General features: G+C 69.5%; 13 protein-coding genes. 11 read left to right on the forward strand and 2 right to left on the reverse strand.

The window, feature by feature from the left end:
* The first annotated feature begins 5 nt into the window (after window positions 1-5).
* The 3 genes from KNN16_RS02045 (at window position 6) to ftsZ (ending at window position 3,129) form a co-directional block, all read left to right on the forward strand.
* Window positions 6-731, forward strand: coding sequence for a cell division protein FtsQ/DivIB (locus KNN16_RS02045; protein WP_303898427.1), 726 nt, complete (start codon window positions 6-8; stop codon window positions 729-731).
* A complete protein-coding gene (ftsA, locus tag KNN16_RS02050; RefSeq protein ID WP_303898429.1) occupies window positions 728-1,954 on the forward strand; it encodes a cell division protein FtsA in 1,227 nt (408 codons plus the stop codon). The genes KNN16_RS02045 and ftsA overlap by 4 nt, the downstream gene beginning before the upstream one ends.
* 71 nt (window positions 1,955-2,025) lie before the next feature.
* Entirely contained in the window at window positions 2,026-3,129 is a 1,104-nt protein-coding gene (ftsZ, locus tag KNN16_RS02055; protein WP_088570975.1) for a cell division protein FtsZ, read from the forward strand.
* Window positions 3,130-3,217: 88 nt separating this feature from the next.
* Here the strand turns inward: ftsZ and KNN16_RS02060 are convergent, their stop codons facing one another.
* The gene (locus KNN16_RS02060; RefSeq protein ID WP_303898431.1) at window positions 3,218-3,631 is read right to left on the reverse strand and encodes a ribonuclease HI family protein; all 414 of its coding nucleotides are present in this window, start codon (window positions 3,629-3,631) and stop codon (window positions 3,218-3,220) included.
* A gap of 143 nt (window positions 3,632-3,774) precedes the next feature.
* On the opposite strand from KNN16_RS02060, the gene KNN16_RS02065 reads away from it, so the two are divergent.
* The 3 genes from KNN16_RS02065 to smc all read left to right on the forward strand — a co-directional run bounded on the left by KNN16_RS02065 (window position 3,775) and on the right by smc (window position 10,640).
* Window positions 3,775-5,466: an NYN domain-containing protein gene (locus KNN16_RS02065; RefSeq protein ID WP_299285696.1), complete on the forward strand. Its 1,692-nt coding sequence runs from the start codon at window positions 3,775-3,777 to the stop codon at window positions 5,464-5,466.
* Between the two features lie 88 nt (window positions 5,467-5,554).
* Window positions 5,555-7,009, forward strand: coding sequence for an LCP family protein (locus tag KNN16_RS02070; protein ID WP_303898433.1), 1,455 nt, complete (start codon window positions 5,555-5,557; stop codon window positions 7,007-7,009).
* 25 nt (window positions 7,010-7,034) lie between these two features.
* On the forward strand, window positions 7,035-10,640 hold the full coding sequence (gene smc, locus KNN16_RS02075; RefSeq protein ID WP_303898435.1) for a chromosome segregation protein SMC: 3,606 nt from the start codon (window positions 7,035-7,037) through the stop codon (window positions 10,638-10,640).
* 881 nt (window positions 10,641-11,521) lie between these two features.
* Here smc and KNN16_RS02080 read toward each other — a convergent pair.
* Window positions 11,522-11,791, reverse strand: coding sequence for a type II toxin-antitoxin system Phd/YefM family antitoxin (locus tag KNN16_RS02080; RefSeq protein WP_303898436.1), 270 nt, complete (start codon window positions 11,789-11,791; stop codon window positions 11,522-11,524).
* Window positions 11,792-12,874: 1,083 nt separating this feature from the next.
* Between KNN16_RS02080 and KNN16_RS02085 the strand changes: the two genes are divergently transcribed.
* From KNN16_RS02085 to KNN16_RS02105, 5 genes are all read left to right on the forward strand, one after another.
* A complete protein-coding gene (locus KNN16_RS02085; protein WP_303898438.1) occupies window positions 12,875-15,271 on the forward strand; it encodes a tetratricopeptide repeat protein in 2,397 nt (798 codons plus the stop codon).
* 65 nt (window positions 15,272-15,336) lie between these two features.
* Window positions 15,337-15,831: a metallophosphoesterase gene (locus tag KNN16_RS02090; protein WP_088570981.1), complete on the forward strand. Its 495-nt coding sequence runs from the start codon at window positions 15,337-15,339 to the stop codon at window positions 15,829-15,831.
* A complete protein-coding gene (locus tag KNN16_RS02095; protein WP_088571249.1) occupies window positions 15,828-16,334 on the forward strand; it encodes a thioesterase family protein in 507 nt (168 codons plus the stop codon). The genes KNN16_RS02090 and KNN16_RS02095 overlap by 4 nt, the downstream gene beginning before the upstream one ends.
* Window positions 16,312-17,382: a dipeptidase gene (locus tag KNN16_RS02100; protein ID WP_303898440.1), complete on the forward strand. Its 1,071-nt coding sequence runs from the start codon at window positions 16,312-16,314 to the stop codon at window positions 17,380-17,382. Before KNN16_RS02095 ends, KNN16_RS02100 begins: the two co-directional genes overlap by 23 nt.
* A 15-nt stretch (window positions 17,383-17,397) precedes the next feature.
* Complete coding sequence (locus KNN16_RS02105; RefSeq protein ID WP_303898442.1) at window positions 17,398-18,345, forward strand: carbohydrate kinase family protein; 948 nt, start codon at window positions 17,398-17,400, stop codon at window positions 18,343-18,345.
* Window positions 18,346-18,362 lie beyond the last annotated feature (17 nt).

Raw genomic sequence — 18,362 nt, forward strand, 5'->3', positions numbered from 1 at the left:
CCCCGATGGCGGTGGCCCTCTGGGCGTGGCGGCCGGTGGGCTCCCGGCTGGCCGCCCTGGGGTTGCTGGGGCTCTGGCTGATCGGTGGGGGGATCCTTCTGGGGCATGAGGCCTTCTACACCCGCCTGGATGTGGCCGGGGCGCGGACGCTTTCGCCGGACGCGCTGGCCGCGGCCGCGGGGATCGATGGCCTGCACATTTTTTGGGTGAACCCGGAGGAGGCCGCGGCCGCCGTCCGCCAGCGGTTCCCCTCCCTGGAGTCCGCTGAGGTGCGCTGTCGCTGGCCGGCCCTCTGCACGCTCTTTGTGGTGGAGGGTCAGGCCCCCTGGGAGTGGATCAGCGGGGATCTGCGCCTGATCCTGGATGGGGAGGGCCGGGTGATCGAGGGAGGGACCGTCCAGGCCCGTCGGCGCCTGGAGGTCCACGGCCTGCCGCCTCCGACGCCCGGGCAGCGGGTGGACCCCGGGTTGTGGGCCCGCATGCAGGAGCTGTCCCAGGCCTTCCCGGAGGTCTCTGTCTTCCGCTACGAGGCCGGTCGAGGGTTCTCCTTCGTCGATCCCGCCGGCTGGACCGTATGGCTGGGGGAGTTCGGCTCGATGTCCGCCCGGGCGGCGGTCTGGCGGGCGCTGCGCTCCGCTCTGGCCGCCCAGCATCCCGCCCCGGCATATCTCGACCTGCGTGTCCCGGAAGCGCCGGCCGTCGGTTTTCAGGTTGAAAGGATCCAACCATGACGCTGGTCGCGATGGATATCGGAAGCAGCAAGATCTGCACCCTGGTGGGCGAGGCCGATGAGGCCGGAGTCCTCCGGATCCTGGGGGTGGGCGTGGTCCCGGCCCGGGGGATCCGCCGGGGGGTGGTGGTGAACATCGCGGAGGCCACCGATGCGATCCGGGCTTCGGTGGAGCGGGCCGAGCGGACCAGCGGATATCAGATCCGCCGGGCCATCGTGGGGATCGCCGGGCCGTATGTGTACTCCGTCAACAGCAAGGGCACGGCCTCGGTGTTGCGGGGGGAGCGGGGCATCACTCCGGCGGATGTGCAGCGGGCGGTGGAGAACGCCCGCGTCATCGCCATCCCGCACTCCCGTGAGATCCTGCACGTGCTCCCCCGGGCGTTCACGGTGGACGGCCAGGAGGGGATCCGGGATCCCATCGGCATGTATGGCTTTCGCCTGGAGGCGGAGGTTCATATCGTCACCGCCGAGGTGGGCCCGTTGGCCAACCTGCGCCGCTGCATCGAATCCGCCCAGATTGAGGTGGAGGAGTTCGTCCTCTCGCCCCTCGCCTCGGCGGAGGCGGTGATCACCGAGGGGGAGCGGGAGATGGGGGTGGCCCTGGTGGACATCGGGGCGGGGACGACGGACCTGGCGGTCTTCGTGGAGGGGAGCGTGGCCTACACCACGGTGATCCCGGTGGGCGGACAGCACATCACCAACGACCTGGCTTATGGCCTGCACGTCCCGGCCCCGGTGGCGGAGGAGATCAAGATCCGGCACGGCCACGCCCTGGCCGCCGCCATCCCTGCGGAGGAACAGATCACCGTGCAGGGGTTCGGAGACAACGGCCCGGTTACGTTCTCCCGCCGGGAGATGGCGGAGATCATCGAGGCGCGGGTTCAGGAGATCTTCCAGCTGGTCCTGGGGGAGCTCCGGAAGTCCGGCTACGAGCGGCTGCTGCCGGCCGGACTGGTCCTGTGCGGAGGGACCGCGCTGTTGCCGGGGATCCGGGAGGTGGCGCGGGAGCACACCGGGATGCCAGTGCGGATCGGCATGCCGTGGGATCTGGGGGGGCTGGCGGAGACCCTGCGTTCGCCGGCCTTTGCCACCGCGGTGGGCCTGCTCCGGTGGGGCCTGCGGGCGGATGCGGCGGCCGCATATGCCGCTTCCGAAGGCTCCTGGTGGGCCCGTCTCTGGCAGGCGGTGCGGGGGATCCTGCGGGAGATCCTGCCCGGATGAAGTCGACAGGTGAGCGATCGGGGCGATGCGCCCCGGGCGGATGTTCAACTCAGGTCGCAAGGAGGTGCGGGATGGACGCGATGACGACGGGTCAGACGCCGGCCAAGATCCGTGTGGTGGGCGTGGGCGGCGGGGGCAGCAACGCCGTGAATCGCATGATCGAGGAGGGGCTCCGCGGGGTGGAGTTCATCGCCGTCAACACCGATGTGCAGGCCCTCTCCCTGGCCAAGGCCGATCGCCGCATCCACATCGGGGAGAAGATCACCCGCGGGCTGGGCGCAGGGGGCAACCCCGAGATCGGCTACAAGGCCGCCGAGGAGTCCGCCGACCTGATCTACGAGGCGCTGCGGGGCTCCGACATGGTCTTCATCACCGCGGGGATGGGCGGCGGCACCGGGACCGGGGCCAGCCCGGTGATCGCTCGCATCGCCCGGGAGGTGGGGGCCCTGACCATTGGGGTGGTGACCCGCCCCTTCTCCTTCGAGGGCCCCAAGCGGGCCAAGGCGGCGGAGGAGGGCATCAACCGCCTGAAGGAGAACGTGGACACCCTCATCGTGATCCCGAACGATCGCCTGCTGGAGATCACCGATAAGAAGGTGACCCTGGTTCAGGCGTTCCGCATGGCCGATGAGGTGCTCCGCCAGGGCATCCAGGGCATCAGCGAGCTGATCACCGTCCCCGGCCTGATCAACCTGGACTTCGCCGACGTGCGCACGATCATGGCCGAGGGCGGGGCGGCGCTGATGGCCATCGGGGAGGCCTCCGGGGAGAACCGCGCGGTGGAGGCGGCCCAGCAAGCCATCTCGAGCCGGCTGCTGGAGGTGACCATCGACGGCGCCCGGGGGATTCTCTTCAACGTGACCGGCGGGCCCGACCTCACCCTCCACGAGGTCCATCAGGCGGCGGAGATCATCCGTCAGGCAGCCCACCCCGAGGCCAACATCATCTTCGGCGCCGTCATCGATGAGGCCATGCAGGATCGGGTGCGGATCACGGTGATCGCCACCGGGTTCGAGCGTCCACCGCTCCAGGGCCGTCGCCCGGCCCAGGCTGCCACGCCGGGGCGGGCGGAGACCGGCGCCCCACGCCCCGAGGAGGGCCGGCGTCCGCTCAGCGATCGCAGCTTCTCCGAGGGGGACCTGGACATCCCGGCCTTCCTGCGCCGGCGGGGTTGATGGAAAGGGCACTTCTCTTTCCGCCCGGGGTGATACGTAGGGGTGAGGGAGAGCAAGCGGGCCGCCCTCCCTCACCCTGTTGAGGGTTTCAGTGCCCCAGATCCTTTACGGAGGCCTTTCGGGGCTGCCAGATGAGCCGGGCCTCGCGGAACCGGACGAGGCGCGCCCGGGCCGCCTCCCAGAGGGGGCGCAGATGGGCCGCCCGCACCCGGAACTCGCCCCGCAGCTGGGCCAGGATCAGCCGGCTGTCCCCTCGGATCTCCACGGTGAAGGCGGAGGGGTCCTTTCCCGTCTGTTCGATTCGGCCGATCAGGTCGTCGAGGGCGGCGATGAGGGTGCGATACTCCGCCTCGTTGTTGGTCATCGCCTCCCCGAACTCCAGCCGGCGCACATCCTCCCGTCCGTCCCGCGTGCGGAGGCGATACGAGCCGTAACCGGGGCCCGGGTTGCCCCGGCTGCCGCCATCGAAGATCACGATGTAGTCCGGCGCGGCGCGCGGCATGGGTTCGCGCTCTGGATTTCTATGTGAGATGAGCCTAAGATAGAGATCATGCCGTTGAGGGCGAAGACGAAGAAACCCCCGACCCTCCCCCGGAGGAGGGCGCGGCGGATCCTCCCTCAACGAGCTTTTCTCCGGGAGCACCGATGGCGCGTCGGGATCGACCGGGCATCGCCGTGTTCATCGATTTCGAGAACATTGTAACCGCGGCGGAGAGCCGTTACTACACCCTGGACCTCCAGCGCCTGTTCGCGGAGCTCGGCCGGCGCGGGCGCCTGGTCCTGAAGCGGGCTTACGGAGACTGGTCGCGCTTCACCAAATACCGGGAGGAGCTGCTCCGGCACGGGGTGGATCTGGTCCAGATCTATTCCTACGGCCACAAGATCGCCCGCAACCGCGCCGACGTCCGCATGGCCATCGATGCCATGGAGGTGCTCTTCACCCGACCGGAGATCCAGATCTTCGCCATCATCTCAGGGGACAGCGATTTCTCCAGCCTGATCACCCGGCTCCGGGAGCACGGCAAGTTCGTCATCGGCGTGGGCGTCCAGGGGGCCACCAGCGACCTGATCCCGGCCCTCTGCGATGAGTTCGTTTACTACGACACCTTGATTGCCTCGGAGGGAGGAGCGGCTCCCACCCCAGCGCCTCCTTCGACCCCGGAGGGTGAAGCGCCGGCCCCCGCCCCGGAGGCCATGGGAGCGGCGGAGCGCTACCGTCGTTACCTGGAGGACTGGGGCTTCGCGTTGCTGGAGGCCACCGTTCGGCGCATGGGGCTCACCCGCCTCTTTGAGGCCCTGCGGACGGGAGCCTCCGACCTCACCCTCACCCGCTGGCTGGAGCAGGCGAACTGGGAGGGCCTGGATCTGGAGGAGAACGGCCGCCAGGAGCTGAGCTGGTTGCTGCTGTTGAGCCCCGCCCTCTCCTTCGGCGCCCTCCCGCCTTCCTCTGTCACGCCCATCCAGGGGTTGCGGGTGACGAGCCTCAAGCGGTTCATCGAGGCGGCGGAGAGCGGGATGATCCGGTTCCTGGGCATGGCCAACTGGCCCCTGGAGCCGGAGGCCCTGGCCCTCCTGCTCGGCCTCCCCATCGGCGAGGTGGAATCCATCCTGCGGGGAATGGTGCGGGAGGGAGTCCTGGCGTCCGAGAACGGCGTCCTGCGCTGGGCGCGTCCGGAGGATCCGCTGCGGGAGGACGTCTTCGAGCCGCTGCGGGCGGAGCTGGCCGGGGTCCGTTATCCCTCCGGGATCACCCCCTCCCTGGGGGAGGCCCGGGCGCTGTTCGAGGAGGGGATGAGCTATCGTCGCGATCGAAACTTCCCCATGGCCCTGGACCGCTTCCGGCTGGCGCTGCGGATGACCCTGGACCTGTGGGAGGCGCGTGCGCCGGGGGTCGGGCCCTATGAGATCCGCTGGCGCGCGGCCAGCTACTGCTCGGTGCGGGCCGGTGAGCTCTTCAACAACCGCCGCGACTACGCCGGCTCCCTCCCTTACTACCACGCCTTCATCGCCCTGATGATCCCCGGCGATCCGGTCTGGGAGAAGCTCCGCGGGCTGGTGGACTTCATGCTTCATTACGCGCTGTCTGCCTTCTCCGAGAATCAGATCCCGGTCGCCGCCGGGCCGTTCGTCCGGCGCGTGCTGGAGCTCTTCCACGATCCCGATCCCACGCGGGGGGAGCGGGTCCGGGCGTGGGTGGAGACAGTCGCCTCCCTGAACCCGACGATGATCGCCTGGCTGCTGGATCAACTGGCCGGAGTGGAGGCCCCGGAGGAACAGAAATCGCCCCTGGAGGCTTTCCTCCGGGCTCGCATGCAGGAAGCCCGGCCTGCCCGCTGATGGAAAGCCCTCCGGCCCTCCCCGGCGCGCCGCGGATTCAGACGGCCGCCTCGCCGGGCTCCGGAACTCTATGGGAGGATCCCGGACGATGACCATGCGATGGCTGGGAAGAGCGCTGGCGCTCATCGGCTTCTTGATGGTGCTTCAGAGCCTGGCATGGATGTCCCGCGTCCCCCCGATGGGGGCGAGCCCTTCCCGTTTGGCGAACGGCGAGGAGGCCGCGACGGCGATCCCATCGCCCGCTTTGCCCGCGGCGCCGTCGCCGACGCCAGCCCCTTCTCCGATGCCGACCGCGACGCCTACGCCGGTGCCGCCCACCCCGACGCCCACGCCGGGGCTCCCCGCGCGCTGGGCGCTCACCCCCACGCCCCCTCCGGCGCCTGTCGGGGTCCCGGAGGGCGCGCCCCCTCCCCGTCCGCTCCTCTCTTTCCCTCCGGGCCGCGTCAACCTTCTGTTGCTGGGAAGCGACCGGCAGCCGGGGGAACGGGTCGGTCGCACGGATACCATCATCCTGGTTTCCATTGATCCGGAGGGCCCCTCCGCCCGCCTGCTCAGCATCCCTCGCGATCTGTGGGTGTATATCCCGGGCTGGCAGTCCCACAAGATCAACACGGCTTACCCCCACGGGGAGCTCTCCGGGTATCCCGGCGGCGGCTACGGTCTTCTCCGCGACACCCTGCGCTACAATCTGGGGATCGTCACCCACGGATACGCGCTGGTGGACTTCCAGGGGATGCGGGCGATCATCGACGCCCTGGGCGGGGTGGATGTCCTGGTCCGCTGCCCCCTTTACGACGTCTTCCCGGATCCCGATGATCCGACCATCACGGGGACGCTGAATCTGCCTGCTCCCGGCTATTATCATCTGGACGGCAAGCAGGCCCTGTGGTATATGCGATCCCGTTATTCCACCGGCGATGCGGATCGCGCCCGCCGCCAGCAGCAGGTGCTGGAAGGGATGCTGGATCGTCTGAAGGAGGGCGGATGGCTGTCCCGGGCGCCCGCCCTCTGGTCCGGCCTGCGTCGGACCGTGCAGACGGATCTGGGGTTAGATGAGGTGCTCTGGCTGGCCTCCCTGGGGCTTCGCATGGACCGTTCGCGCATCGCGCGCGGCTCCCTGCATCCGGTGGTGGCTTCGGCGAGGATCACGACCACTTTGGAGAACGAGCTGTTCATTTATCTGCCCACAGAGCAAACGTATGCTTATCTGGAGCGGTTCCTGCTCGGGCCGCTTCCATCCCAGGCCTCTCCGCTCACCCGGGTGGAGCTGATCAACGCCAGCGGGAACGCGCTTTACGCCGGGATGGCCGTGGAGATCCTGCGGGAGGCCGGGTTCGGCGTGGTCCGCACGGCGGAGGTGGAACCGGACGGGCGGCCGAGCCGGGTGCTGGCGCTCCATCCGGGGAGCTCGGCCGGGGCGGCCCAATCCCTCCTGCGCGCGCTTCATCTGCCGGCGTCCCGGCTGGAGTCCGCCCCCGAGCCCGGGGCGGAGGTCGCCTATCGCATCTGGCTGGGCGCGGATTTCAACCCATGTGGGCGCTGAAGCTTCCCTGCCTCAGAGGTCGACGATGCGTCTGAAGGCGATCGAACTGCACGGGTTCAAGAGCTTCGCCACGCCCACCCGCCTGGAGTTCCCGGGGCGGGTGACAGTCATCGTGGGTCCGAACGGCAGCGGCAAGAGCAACATCGCGGAGGCCATCCGCTGGGCCCTGGGCGAACAGAGCCTCTCCACCCTCCGGGTCCGCCGGGGGGAGGATCTGATCTTCGCCGGCAGCGACCAGCGGCCCCGCGCCGGCATGGCGGAGGTGACGCTGATCTTCGACAACGCGGAGGGCGATCTGCCGGTGGACTTCGCCGAGGTCGCCCTGACCCGGCGGGTCTACCGCGATGGGGAAGGGGAGTATCTCCTCAACGGCAACCGGGTCCGTCTGCGGGACATCCAGGATCTGCTGGGCGCCACGCCCCTGGCCCGGCGGACGTATACCGTCATCGGTCAGGGGCTGGTGGATGAGGTGCTCCGGATGCGGCCGGAGGAGCGTCGAGCGCTGTTCGAGGAGGCCGCCGGCATCGCCCTCTACCGGATGAAACGGGAGGAGGCCCTTCGGCGCCTGGAGGCCACCCAGCAGAACCTGACCCGGGTCCGGGATCTGCTCGCGGAGATGACGCCGCGGCTGAACAGCCTTCGCCGTCAGGCGGAGCGGGCGCGCCAGTATGAGGAGACGCTCTCCCGTCTGAAGGCGCTCTGGCGCCGATGGGCCGCGCGCCGGATGGCCGCGTTGCGTCGGAGCCTGGAGGAGGCGCAGGCGGCCGTCGCCGAGGCCGAGGCCGCCCGGTTCCGTCACCAGGAACAGCAGGCGGCCGCCGAGGCGGAGGCGGCGCGGCTTCGCGAGGAGATCCGGCGTCGGCGGGCCGCCCTGCAGGAGGAAGAGGCCGCCTGGGGGAAGCTTCAGGAGGCCCTCGCCGACCTGCGCCGGCGCCAGCAGGCCCTCGAGGAGGCGCTCCGGGCCATCCGGGAGCGGGAGAGGGCCCGCCGGGAGCGCTGGGAGGCGTTGCAGGAGCGTCAGGCGGCCCTGGAGGCCCGGCAACACGCGCTGGAGGAGGCCCGGGAGGCGCTGTTGCGCCGCGCCCAGGCGCTGCAGGCGCAACGTCAGGAGTGGGAAGCGCGCCATGAGCCGCAGCGCGCCCGGGGCGAGGCCCTCCGTCGTCAGCTGGAGGCGATTCAGGAGGCGGAGCGGCAGCGCGAGGCGGAGGCCGATCGCCTCGCCCGTCGGCGCCTCTCCCTTGAGGCGTTCTTACGCGAACTGGAAGAGCAGGCACGCGAGGAGGCCAGCCGTCGGCAGGAACGGGAAGCCCGACAGGCCGCGTTGCAGGAGGAGCGGGAGCGGCTCCGTCGGGAGGCCCAGGCCTTACAGGAGGCGCGCGAGACCCTGGACCGTCAGGTCGCCCAGGCCCGTCGGTCCCTGGAGGAGGCGGAAGCGGAGGTCGCCCGCGCCCGGGAGGCCTTCGCCCGAGCGGAGGCCGAGCAGGCTTACCTGGAATCCTATGCGGAGGCCCTGGCCCGACGCCGGGAGGCTCAGGAGGGATGGTCGGAGGACCTGCGGGCGATCCTCTCCGCCGGCCTCCCCGGGGTCCTCGGGGTCCTGGCGGATTTCCTGGAGGTCGATCCCGGCTGGGAGGTCGCCGTGGCGGCCATCCTGGGGCCGCTGCTCCAGGCGCTGATCGTGCGCGAGGCCCGCGTCCTGGAGGCGCTGCGCGCCCAGGTTCGCCACGGCCTTCCGGTGATCCTTCTGGACGCCCTGCGCTTCGAGCGGCCCCGCCCGGCCCGACATCGGTTCCTGCTTCCCGGAAGCCCGCCCGTGCCCGTCGGCCTGCTTCCGGCCGCCCGCGTCGTGCGCGCCCGTGAGCCCCGTCTGCAGGCCTGGCTCGAGCATCGTCTGCAGGGGATCTGGCTGGCGAAGACATGGGAGGAGGCCCGGGCCCTGCGGTCGCGTCTGCCCCGATCCGCCCACATCCTCACCCCTGAGGGCGAGCGCATGAGCGGGGAAGGGATCGTGTGGATCGGCCGGCACACGGCGCCGGAGTCGGCAGGGTGGATCGAAGAATCGCAATGGCGCGCGCTGCGGGGGCAGCTGGAGGAAGCCCGACGGGCCCGACGGCGCGCGGAGGAGGCGCTGGAACAGGCGATGGGCCGATGGCATCGCGCTCGGGAGGCCCTGGCGGCCCTCGAGGAGGAGCGCCGCGCCCTCGAAGCCCGATGGGAGGCCCTTCAGCGCGCCCTCCGGGAGGTCGAGGGGCAGCTGGAGGCGGAGGCGCGATCCCTCCAGGCCATGGCCCGGGAAGCGGCGGCCTGGGAGGCCCGGCGGGCTGAGCTGGCAGCCGAACAGGCGGACCTGACCCGACGGGAACAGGCCCTTGCCGAGGAGCGACGGGCGCTGGCCGAAGCCCGAGCCTCCCTGGAGAGGGAGCTGGCGGCCCTGGGCCTGGAGGGGATGGAGCAGGAGCTGGCCCGCCTGCGAGCGGAGGAACGGTTGCTGGAGGAGGAGCGCCGTCAGGTGGAAGAGCAGATCGCCCGCCTGATCGCCGAGCGACAGGCTCTCGAAGTCGAGCGGATGACCCTGGAGGATCCGGAGAGCGCGCCCTCATGGCAGGCCCTGGAGGCCGAGCAGGCCCAGCTTCAGGAAGCCCTCCGGGATCTGGAGGCACAGCGTCAAGCGCGGGAAGCCCGGCGGGCTGAGGAGATGACGCTCCTTCTATCCCTGGAATCGGCCTTCGAGGCCGTATGGGAGCAGGTGGAAACCCTCCGCCGCATCGGGCAGGAGCGGGAGGAAGCGGTGCACGCCGCGCGGCTGGAGCGGGTGCGCCGGGAGGGGGAGTTGCGGGCCTTTCAGCAGACGTTGCAGGAGGAGTGGCGCCACCTGGAGGGAGCTGCCGGGTCGGAGGAGGTCGGGGAGCTGAACCTGGAAGCGCTGGAGGAGATCCAGACGGAGGAGCCGCTGGAGGCCCTGGAGGCGGAAGTGGAGGCGTTGCGGCGGGCGTTGCGCCGGCTGGGGCCGGTGAACCCCGAGGCGGCCGCCGAATACGCCGCGCTCCAGGAGCGCCACGCCTTCCTGACCGCCCAGGTGGCGGATCTGGAAGCGGCGTCCGCCTCCCTGCGGCAGACCGTGGAGGCCCTGGATCAGCAGATGCAGCAGGCTTTTATGGAGACGTTCCGGGCGGTGGGCCGCGCCTTCCGGGAGACCTTCACCGCGCTGTTCGGCGGGGGCAACGCCCGCCTGGCCCTCACCCCGGCCGAGCGCTGGGATCAAGCGGGGGTGGAGATCTACGTCCGCGTGCCCGGGAAACGAACCCAGAGCCTCATGATGCTCTCAGGAGGGGAGAAAGCGCTGACGGCCACCGCCCTCATCTTCGCCCTGCTGAGCGTCCGCCCTTCCCCCTTTGTGATCCTGGACGAGGCGGATGCCGCGCTGGATGAGGCCAACATCGGCCGCTTCCGGGAGATGATCCGCCGGCTGTCCGAGCGCACCCAGTTCATCCTCATCACCCACAACCGGGGCACCGTCGAGGTCGCGGACGTCCTGTATGGGGTCACCATGCGCCCCGACGGCACCTCCCAGGTCCTGAGCCTGCGCCTGGAGGAAGCGGAACGGATGATGGCAACGCCGGCGAAGCCATGAGCCACCCTTCGGTAGGAGCGGCTTCCGCCGCGATCCTTGCGTCATCGAAGACGAGGGTTCGGGGCGAAAGCCCCTCCTACAAAAAGATCGAGGCTCTTCCCTTCCAATGATCGGAGACTGGGAACCGGTCGGCAGCCTGCCGTGACTCTGCGTGAACCGATGGCCCAACGAGGGCAGAGCAAGATCGATGCGGGAGGCATATGGTATGGGAGCGTCTTTCGTCGCGATCCTTGCCTCATCGAAGACGGGGTTCGGGGCGAAAGCCCCTCCTACAGAAACCATCTTTTTGTAGGAGCGGCTTTAGCCGCGACCATTGCGTCATCGAGGATGGAGGTTTGGGACTGAAGCCCTTCTTACAAAACACGGGCCGTTGCCCCGCTTGAACCGATCGTGCGACGAGAGAGAAGGTAGCCTCCGCCCCTCCTCGATCATTCGGAGACATGAGCCAAGATCAATTTCTGTAGGAGCGGCTTCAGCCGCGACCTTGCTGTCTCGAAGACAGGGGGTCGGGTTGTAGGAACCGTCTTCGCCGCGGCCGGTCACGAGATCGAAAACCAAGGTTCGGGGCGAAAGCCCCTCCTACAAAAAGCCCATACCTGTAGGAGTGGCTTTCGCCGCGACTTGGCGAGATCGAAGAGGATATGGGTTACAGGCTGAAGATCATCCTTTCGGAAATAGGGCTTTCCAGTTTTCTGGGCTTAGGCCCTTCCTAATGGAGGACCTTGAGGAGATGGTAGGGTGCGAGGCCTTCCAGGTTTGTGGGCAGGCGATCTCTTTCGGCCACATACGTAGGGCAACTGCGAGCAGTTGCCCTACATTCAGGAAAAACTGGAAAGCCCTGCTCTGCGCCGGATGGGATGGCAGTCGAAATGAATTTCGAGCTACAATGGGAAATCGTGGTTATAGAAGTGGCTTCCGCCGCGACCCGCTGGTTCCCATGCGGCCAGCTCCTCCTCCGGCAGAGGCTCAAAAAAGCACTCCTCCAGGCGGCCGGGCACAAACCCCAGAGGGCGGCGCTCAGGCTCCTCGTAAGGCACCAGGCGGGCCACCGGGGTGCGGCCTCGAACGATCAGGATGGTCTCTCCACGGCGCACTTCCTCCAGCAGGCGGGAGAGATGGGCCCTGGCCTCTCGGACTGTCACCACGCGCATGTTCGAACCCCCAGTCCGCTTTGTCATCATTTTAAACCCTCCACGAGCTCCAGACCAGGAATGTCCGAAGGGCGTGGGAAGCCAGCTTTTCCCGCTCTCCGAACGAAGCCATCCCTTTCGGTGCGAGAGGGAGGGAGTGGCCGAGCGCGGGGGAGCCTTCCGCATGCCGTCGGGTCCTCTCCGGGTATAATCGAATTGTCAGGCGGCGACCCGGAGCCTGTTTGCCCGGATGTCTCTCTCTGACCGGTGAGGGTTGCGCGACCTATGAGCTCGGGTCCGAACCGATGCACGCGAGGCGCTCGCCGGTGGGAGAGCCGGGAGGTTGGCATCTTCCGTTCTTTTAGCCGGCGCAGGCCGGTCGTCGGCCGAAGGCTGTTGCGCCGATTGAAATCGGCCTTCTCAGGCGCTTGCGCGCCGGGCGTCGGCCTTCGCCGACGCAAATGGGATCTCCCGGTCGGCGCAGGCCGACCGTCGGCCGAAGGCCCCTGGAGGCCGAATTCATTCGGCGCACATGCCGACCGCCGGCCGGAGGCCTTCATGCCGATTGAAATCGGCCTTCTTAGGCGCTGCGCGCCAGGCGTCGGCCTTCGCCGACGCAAAAGGGATCTCCCGGTCGGCGCAGGCCGACCGTGGGCCGGAGGCTGTTGCGCCGATTGAAATCGGCCTTCTTAGGCGCTGCGCGCCAGGCGTCGGCCTTCGCCGACGCAAAAGGGATCTCCCGGTCGGCGCAGGCCGACCGTGGGCCGGAGGCTGTTGCGCCGATTGAAATCGGCCTTCTCAGGCGCTTGCGCGCCGGGCGTCGGCCTTTGCCGACGCAAATGGGATCTCCCGGTCGGCGCAGGCCGACCGTGGGCCGGAGGCCCTCGAAGGTCGAATTCATTCGACGCATCGGGCCGACCGCTGGCTGGAGGCCTTCCCGCCGATTGAAATCGGCCTTCCAAGGCGCTTGCGCGCCGGGCGTCGGCCTTCGCCGACGCAAATGGGATCTCCCGGTCGGCGCAGGCCGACCGTCGGCCGAAGGCCCTCGAAGGTCGAATTCATTCAACGCGCAGGCGCGCGACCCGGAAGGGAAGGGGGAACCGGATGCAGGAGATCACGCTTTCCCAGTATAGCGCGGAGATCGAACGCCTGCTCCAGGACGAAGCCTACGATGAGGCCATCGCCCACTGCATGCACATCCTGAAGCGCTACCCGAAATACCAGCGGGCCTACCGGCTGCTGGGCCAGGCTTACCTGGAGAAGGGCCAGGATGATGCGGCGATGGACCTCTTCGCCCGGGCCCTGAGCGCGGATCCGGAGGATTTCCTCCCCCGCATCGGCCTCAGCGTGATCTACGAGCGCCGCGGGCAAATCGCCGAGGCGGCCTGGCAGATGGAACGGGCCTATGAGCTGCTCCCTTACAACGAGTTCATCCGGGAGGAGCTGGCCAAACTCTATGCCCGCCGGGACGGAGCCCCGCCGGAGTTCCTGCCCCTCACCCGGGGCGCCCTCGCCCGCCTCTACGCCCGGGGCCATCTCTACGCCGCCGCCATCGCGGAGCTGGAGAGCCTGCTCCAGGAGGCGCCCCAGCGCGCCGACCTCCGCGTCCTTTACCTGGAGGTGCTGTGGCGGGATGGGCGGCGCCTCGAGGCCGCGCGGGTCGCGCAGAGCCTGCTCCAGGAGCTCCCCTATTGCCTGAAGGCGAACCTCATCCTGGGTGAGTTCTGGATGGCCAGCGGCCGCGAGGCGGAGGCCCGCGAGCTGTTCCGCCGCGCCGCCGCCGTGGACCCTGAGCTCACTCTGGTCCCGGATCTCCTCGGGCCGACGGCCTCGATCCAGCCGGCGGAGGTGCGGATCGAACGCCTGATCTATGTGCCTCCCACCCCGGCCTACGCCCGACCGCCCGTGGAGGAGGGTGAGGTCCCCGAATGGCTCCAGGCCCTGGGCCTCCCGTTGGGGGAGGAAGTCCCGACCGCACCCGCTACTGAGGAAGCCCCAGCCGCGCCGGAAGCCCTGAAAGCCGCCCCACCGGAGATCCCCCAAGCCCCATCCCCCGAGCCGGTGGCGGAGACCCTGGAATGGTTGCGATCGGTCGAGGTGACTCCGGCGGAGCTGGAGGAAGAACCTTCGGGGGCTCCGGAGGAAGTCCCGCCTCCGGAGCTGGAGTTGCCGGAATGGATACCGGAGGAGTTCTCCCTTCCCTCCGAAGCGCCTTCATGGATGGAAGGACCCGGGGAGGGGGAGGCTGGACCTTCATGGATGGAGGGTCTCTTCCCGCCGGAGATGCCCGCTCCGGTCTCTGAGGCCCCGAGCGAAGAGGCGCCGCCCGAGATCCCGTGGGAGGCTCCCGGGGAGCTCCCGCCGGCCCTGGAGGAACCGGGAGAGGTCCCGATGGAGAGGCCGGGCGAGGAGGCTGCGCCGGAGGTCGCCGGCCTGCCGCCGCTGCCGGAGTCACTGAGCCCGGAGGAGGCCCTGGCCTGGCTGGCCCGGATCGCCGAAGGCAAGGAGGAGATGCTGCGAGCCCAGGCGCAACAGGAGGCGGAAGCCCGCCTGGCGGAGATCCTGGGCCGTCGGCCGCCGGAAGCTCCCACCCCCCCGCTTCCGACGCCGCCGGAGGAGATCCCCGAGGCTCCCACCGGTGAGGAGACGCTGGAAGCGGCTCCGGAGGCAGCGTCGGCCGAAGAGGCCGCGCTCCCGGATTGGCTGCTGGCCCTCAAGCCGCCGGAGGAGGAGATCGCCCCGGCCCTCGAGGAGGAGGAACGCCGGTTCCGAGAGCTCCTGGAGGAGGCGGCCGCCCAGCCCCTGGAGATCCCGCCGGAGTGGCAGGCGGAGATGGGGATCTTCCCGGAGGCCCTTCCGGAAGCCCCATCCGCGGAGGCGGCCCCGCTCGAAGCGATGCCTCCGGAGGAGATCGAGACGCCACCGCTGGAAGGCGTCCTCCCCTTCCCGACGCCGGAGATCGCCCCCGAAGCCGTCGGCGAGGCGCTGCCGGAAGATCTGCAAGCCGAGGAAGTGTGGGAAGAGAGGGGACCAGCCCCGGAGGCCGTCGAGACAGCGCCCATCTGGGATCTCCTGGCTGTGGATGAGGGCCTCCCGCCGGCCGGGAAGATCCCGGAGCCCGCCCCCGCTGTGGATCCCCGCTGGCTGGAGCGCCTGCACGCGGTGCCGGTCGCCGAGACCATGGCCGGCGCGCTGCTGGGGGTCCTGGCGGATTACGAGGCCCGCCTGAAGGCCCAGCCTCGGGATCACGAGACCCGCCTGGCGATGGCCCGGTTGCTCTTCAACCTGGGCGACACCGCCCGGGCCATCCGGGAGTATCAGCGCCTGATGCGGGTGGCGGCGATGCGGGAGCGCGTGATCGCCGATCTGGAGCAGGCGGTGCAGCTGCGCCCCGACGAATCCCGCCTGTGGCAGGCCTTGGGGGATGCCTATCAGGAGGCCGGGAAGCTGCAGAAGGCCCTGGAGGCCTATCGGCGGGCCCTGGCCCATCTGGGTTCGTAGGCAGCGGGTTGAGCCCTGGGGCCCCGGCTCGCTTCCCCATCTATCCCGGACTCGGAGGCCCATCGATGCGCATCGGGATCCTGAGCGACACCCACGATCATATCGAGAACACGCGTCGGGCTCTGGAGATCCTCCGCCGGGAGGGGGTGGAGCGCCTCTTCCATTGCGGGGACGTGACCTCGCCGGAGGTGGTGGCCCTTTTCGAGGGCTGGGATGTGCTCTTCGTCCGCGGCAATCTGGACCGCCTGGAGGCGCTGGAGCCGGCGGTGGTGGCCCTGGGGCGTCAACCCTTCCTGGGGGATGAGCTGACCACCACTCTGGCGGGCCGGCGCATCGCCCTCCTCCACGGCGACGACACGGCCCGTCTCCAGCAGCGCATCGCCTCCGGGGAGTTCGACTACGTGTTCCACGGCCACACTCATCGGCGCCGGGACGAGCGAGTGGGGCGGACCCGCGTGATCAACCCGGGGGCCCTGGGCGGCGTCCGCCACGAGAGCCGCTCGTTCTGCATCCTGGATCTGCAGACCGACGAACTCCGCTTCATCGAGGTTGAGGAATGAGGGAGGAGCTCTTCCCGCCGGACACTCCGTTCCGTATGGCAGTGCCCATCGAGGTCCGCTTCCGTGATCTGGACGCGATGGGGCATGTGAACAACGCGGTGTATTTCACATATTTCGAGCATGCGCGCTTGCATTACCTCCGCCGGCTGGCTGAGGTGCCTCCCCCGCTGGAGCCCCTGGGGATGATCGTGGCCGAGGCGACCTGTCAGTATCGGGCGCCCATCACCCTGGGGATGCCGCTCCGGGTCTGGATCCGGGTGGGGGAGATCCGTCAGCGCAGCTTTGTCTTCCTCTACCGGATCGAACGCTGCGACACCGGTCAGGTGATGGCCCTCGGTCGCTCGGTGCAGGTGGCTTACGACTACGCCCGCGGCGTCTCCGTCCCGATCCCGGAGCCGTGGCGGGAGCGCTTCCGCGCCTTCGAGGAAGGGCAGCTGGAGCTGGCCCTCTCTTCTCCCTCACGATCCGACGGGGGCAAGGATGATCATCGTGGATGCCCATGAAGACCTGGCCTGGAACGCCCGCTCTTTCGGCCGGGATTACACCCGCTCGGCCTATGAGACGCGGCAGCGGGAGGAGGGGACGGAGATCCCCCGTCTGAACGGACGGTGCATGCTGGGCCTGCCGGAATGGCTGGCCGGGCGGGTGGCGGTGATCTTCGCCACCGTCTTCGTGATGCCGGCGCGCCACGCCCGCTCGGCGATGGAGCGAACCTATCGCACCCCCGATGAGGCCTACGCGGAGGGGATGGCCCAGCTGGATTACTATGAGCGCCTGACCGAGACCCAGCCTCGCTTCCGGTGGATCCGCTCTCGTCGGGACCTGGAGGCCGTGCTGGAAACGTGGCGGGAACCCCTCCCGGAGCCTGACCCGCGGTGCATCGGGATCGTCTGCCTGATGGAGGGGGCGGACCCCATCCGGCGCCCGGAGGAGGTGGAGGTCTGGTATGAGCGGGGGGTGCGGATCATCGGGCCGGCCTGGAGTGCCACGCGCTACGCCGGCGGCACCGGGGAGCCAGGCCCTCTGACCGATGAGGGACGCCGGCTGCTGAAGGTGATGCAGGACTTCCCCCTGATCCTGGACCTCAGCCACATGGCCGAGCGGAGCTTCTTCGAGGCCCTGGAGCGCTACGAGCGGCCGGTCATCGCCAGCCACTCCAACCCTCAAGCCCTGGTGCCCGGGGACCGCCAGCTCTCCGACGCGATGATCCGCGCTCTGGCCGAACAGGACGGGGTGATCGGAGTGGTTCTCAGCAATCGCATGCTCAAGAAGGGCTGGACCCGGGGGGATCCCAAGGAGGCGGTCACGGTTTGGGATGTGGTGCGGGCCATCGACTACATCTGCCAGCGGGTGGGGGACGCCCGTCACGTTGGGATCGGGAGCGATTTCGATGGCGGCTTCGGGGCGGATGAGACCCCGGCGGAGTTCGACACGGTGGCGGATCTCCCGAAGATCGCCGATGCCCTGCGACAGGCCGGCTTCGCCGAGGCCGATGTGGAAGCGGTGATGGGCGGGAACTGGTTGCGCATCCTGCGCCACGGGCTGGAGTGAGAGGAGCGCGCGGAGATGTGGTCGACAGGGGAGGGGTCGGAGGAGCGGCCGGTCCTGGTGATCGGGGCCGCAGGCCTGGACCTCAAGGGATACGCCGCGGGGGCCCTCCGCCTCGGGGCGACCAACCCGGGCCAGGTGCGGCGGAGCGTCGGCGGGGTGGCCCGTAACATCGCGGAGAACCTGGCCCGGCTGGGCCATCCGGTCTTCCTGATCTCCGCCGTGGCCGACGACGAGGCCGGCCGCTGGGTGTTGGAGCGCACCCGGAGCGCAGGGGTCAACGTCGAGCATGTGGCGGTGATCCCTCAGGGCCGAACCGGCACTTACCTGGCGGTGCTGGACGAGCAGGGCAACCTGGTCGTCGCGGTGGACGACATGAGCATCCTGGAGGCCATCACCCCCCGCTATCTTCAAGCCCGCCGCGCCCTCTTCGAACAGGCGGCCATGGTGGTCCTGGATGCCAACCTCTCGCCGGCCGCCCTGCGCATGGCCGTCCGCCTCGCCCGACGGTTCGGCGTCCCGGTGGCGGCCGACCCCACCTCCCCCACCCTGGCCATGCGCCTCCGATCCATCCTTCCGGAGTTGCATCTGGTGACGCCCAACACCGCGGAGGCGGAGGCCCTCACCGGCCTGCCGGTCTCGAACGTGGACGAGGCCCTTTTCGCCGCGCGCTATCTCACCGCCCTGGGGGTGCGGGTGGCCATCATCACCATGGCGGAGCTCGGCCTGGTCTACGCCGCCGGGGACCTCAGCGGGCATATCCCCGCCATCCGCACCGAGATCGTGGACTTCACCGGGGCCGGGGATGCGCTGACGGCGGCGGTGATCTTCGCCCTGCTCCACGGGATCCCGATTGAGGAGGCGGTGCGCCTGGGGGTGGCCGCCGCCGCCCTGACCCTCCGCTCCCGGGAGACGGTCTCCCCGGAGCTCAGCCTGGAGCGGCTCTACGAGCAGCTGGTGATCTGAGATCCCTGGGGGCGATG

It is taken from the genome of Thermoflexus hugenholtzii, from assembly GCF_018771565.1.
GTDB lineage: Bacteria > Chloroflexota > Anaerolineae > Thermoflexales > Thermoflexaceae > Thermoflexus > Thermoflexus hugenholtzii_A.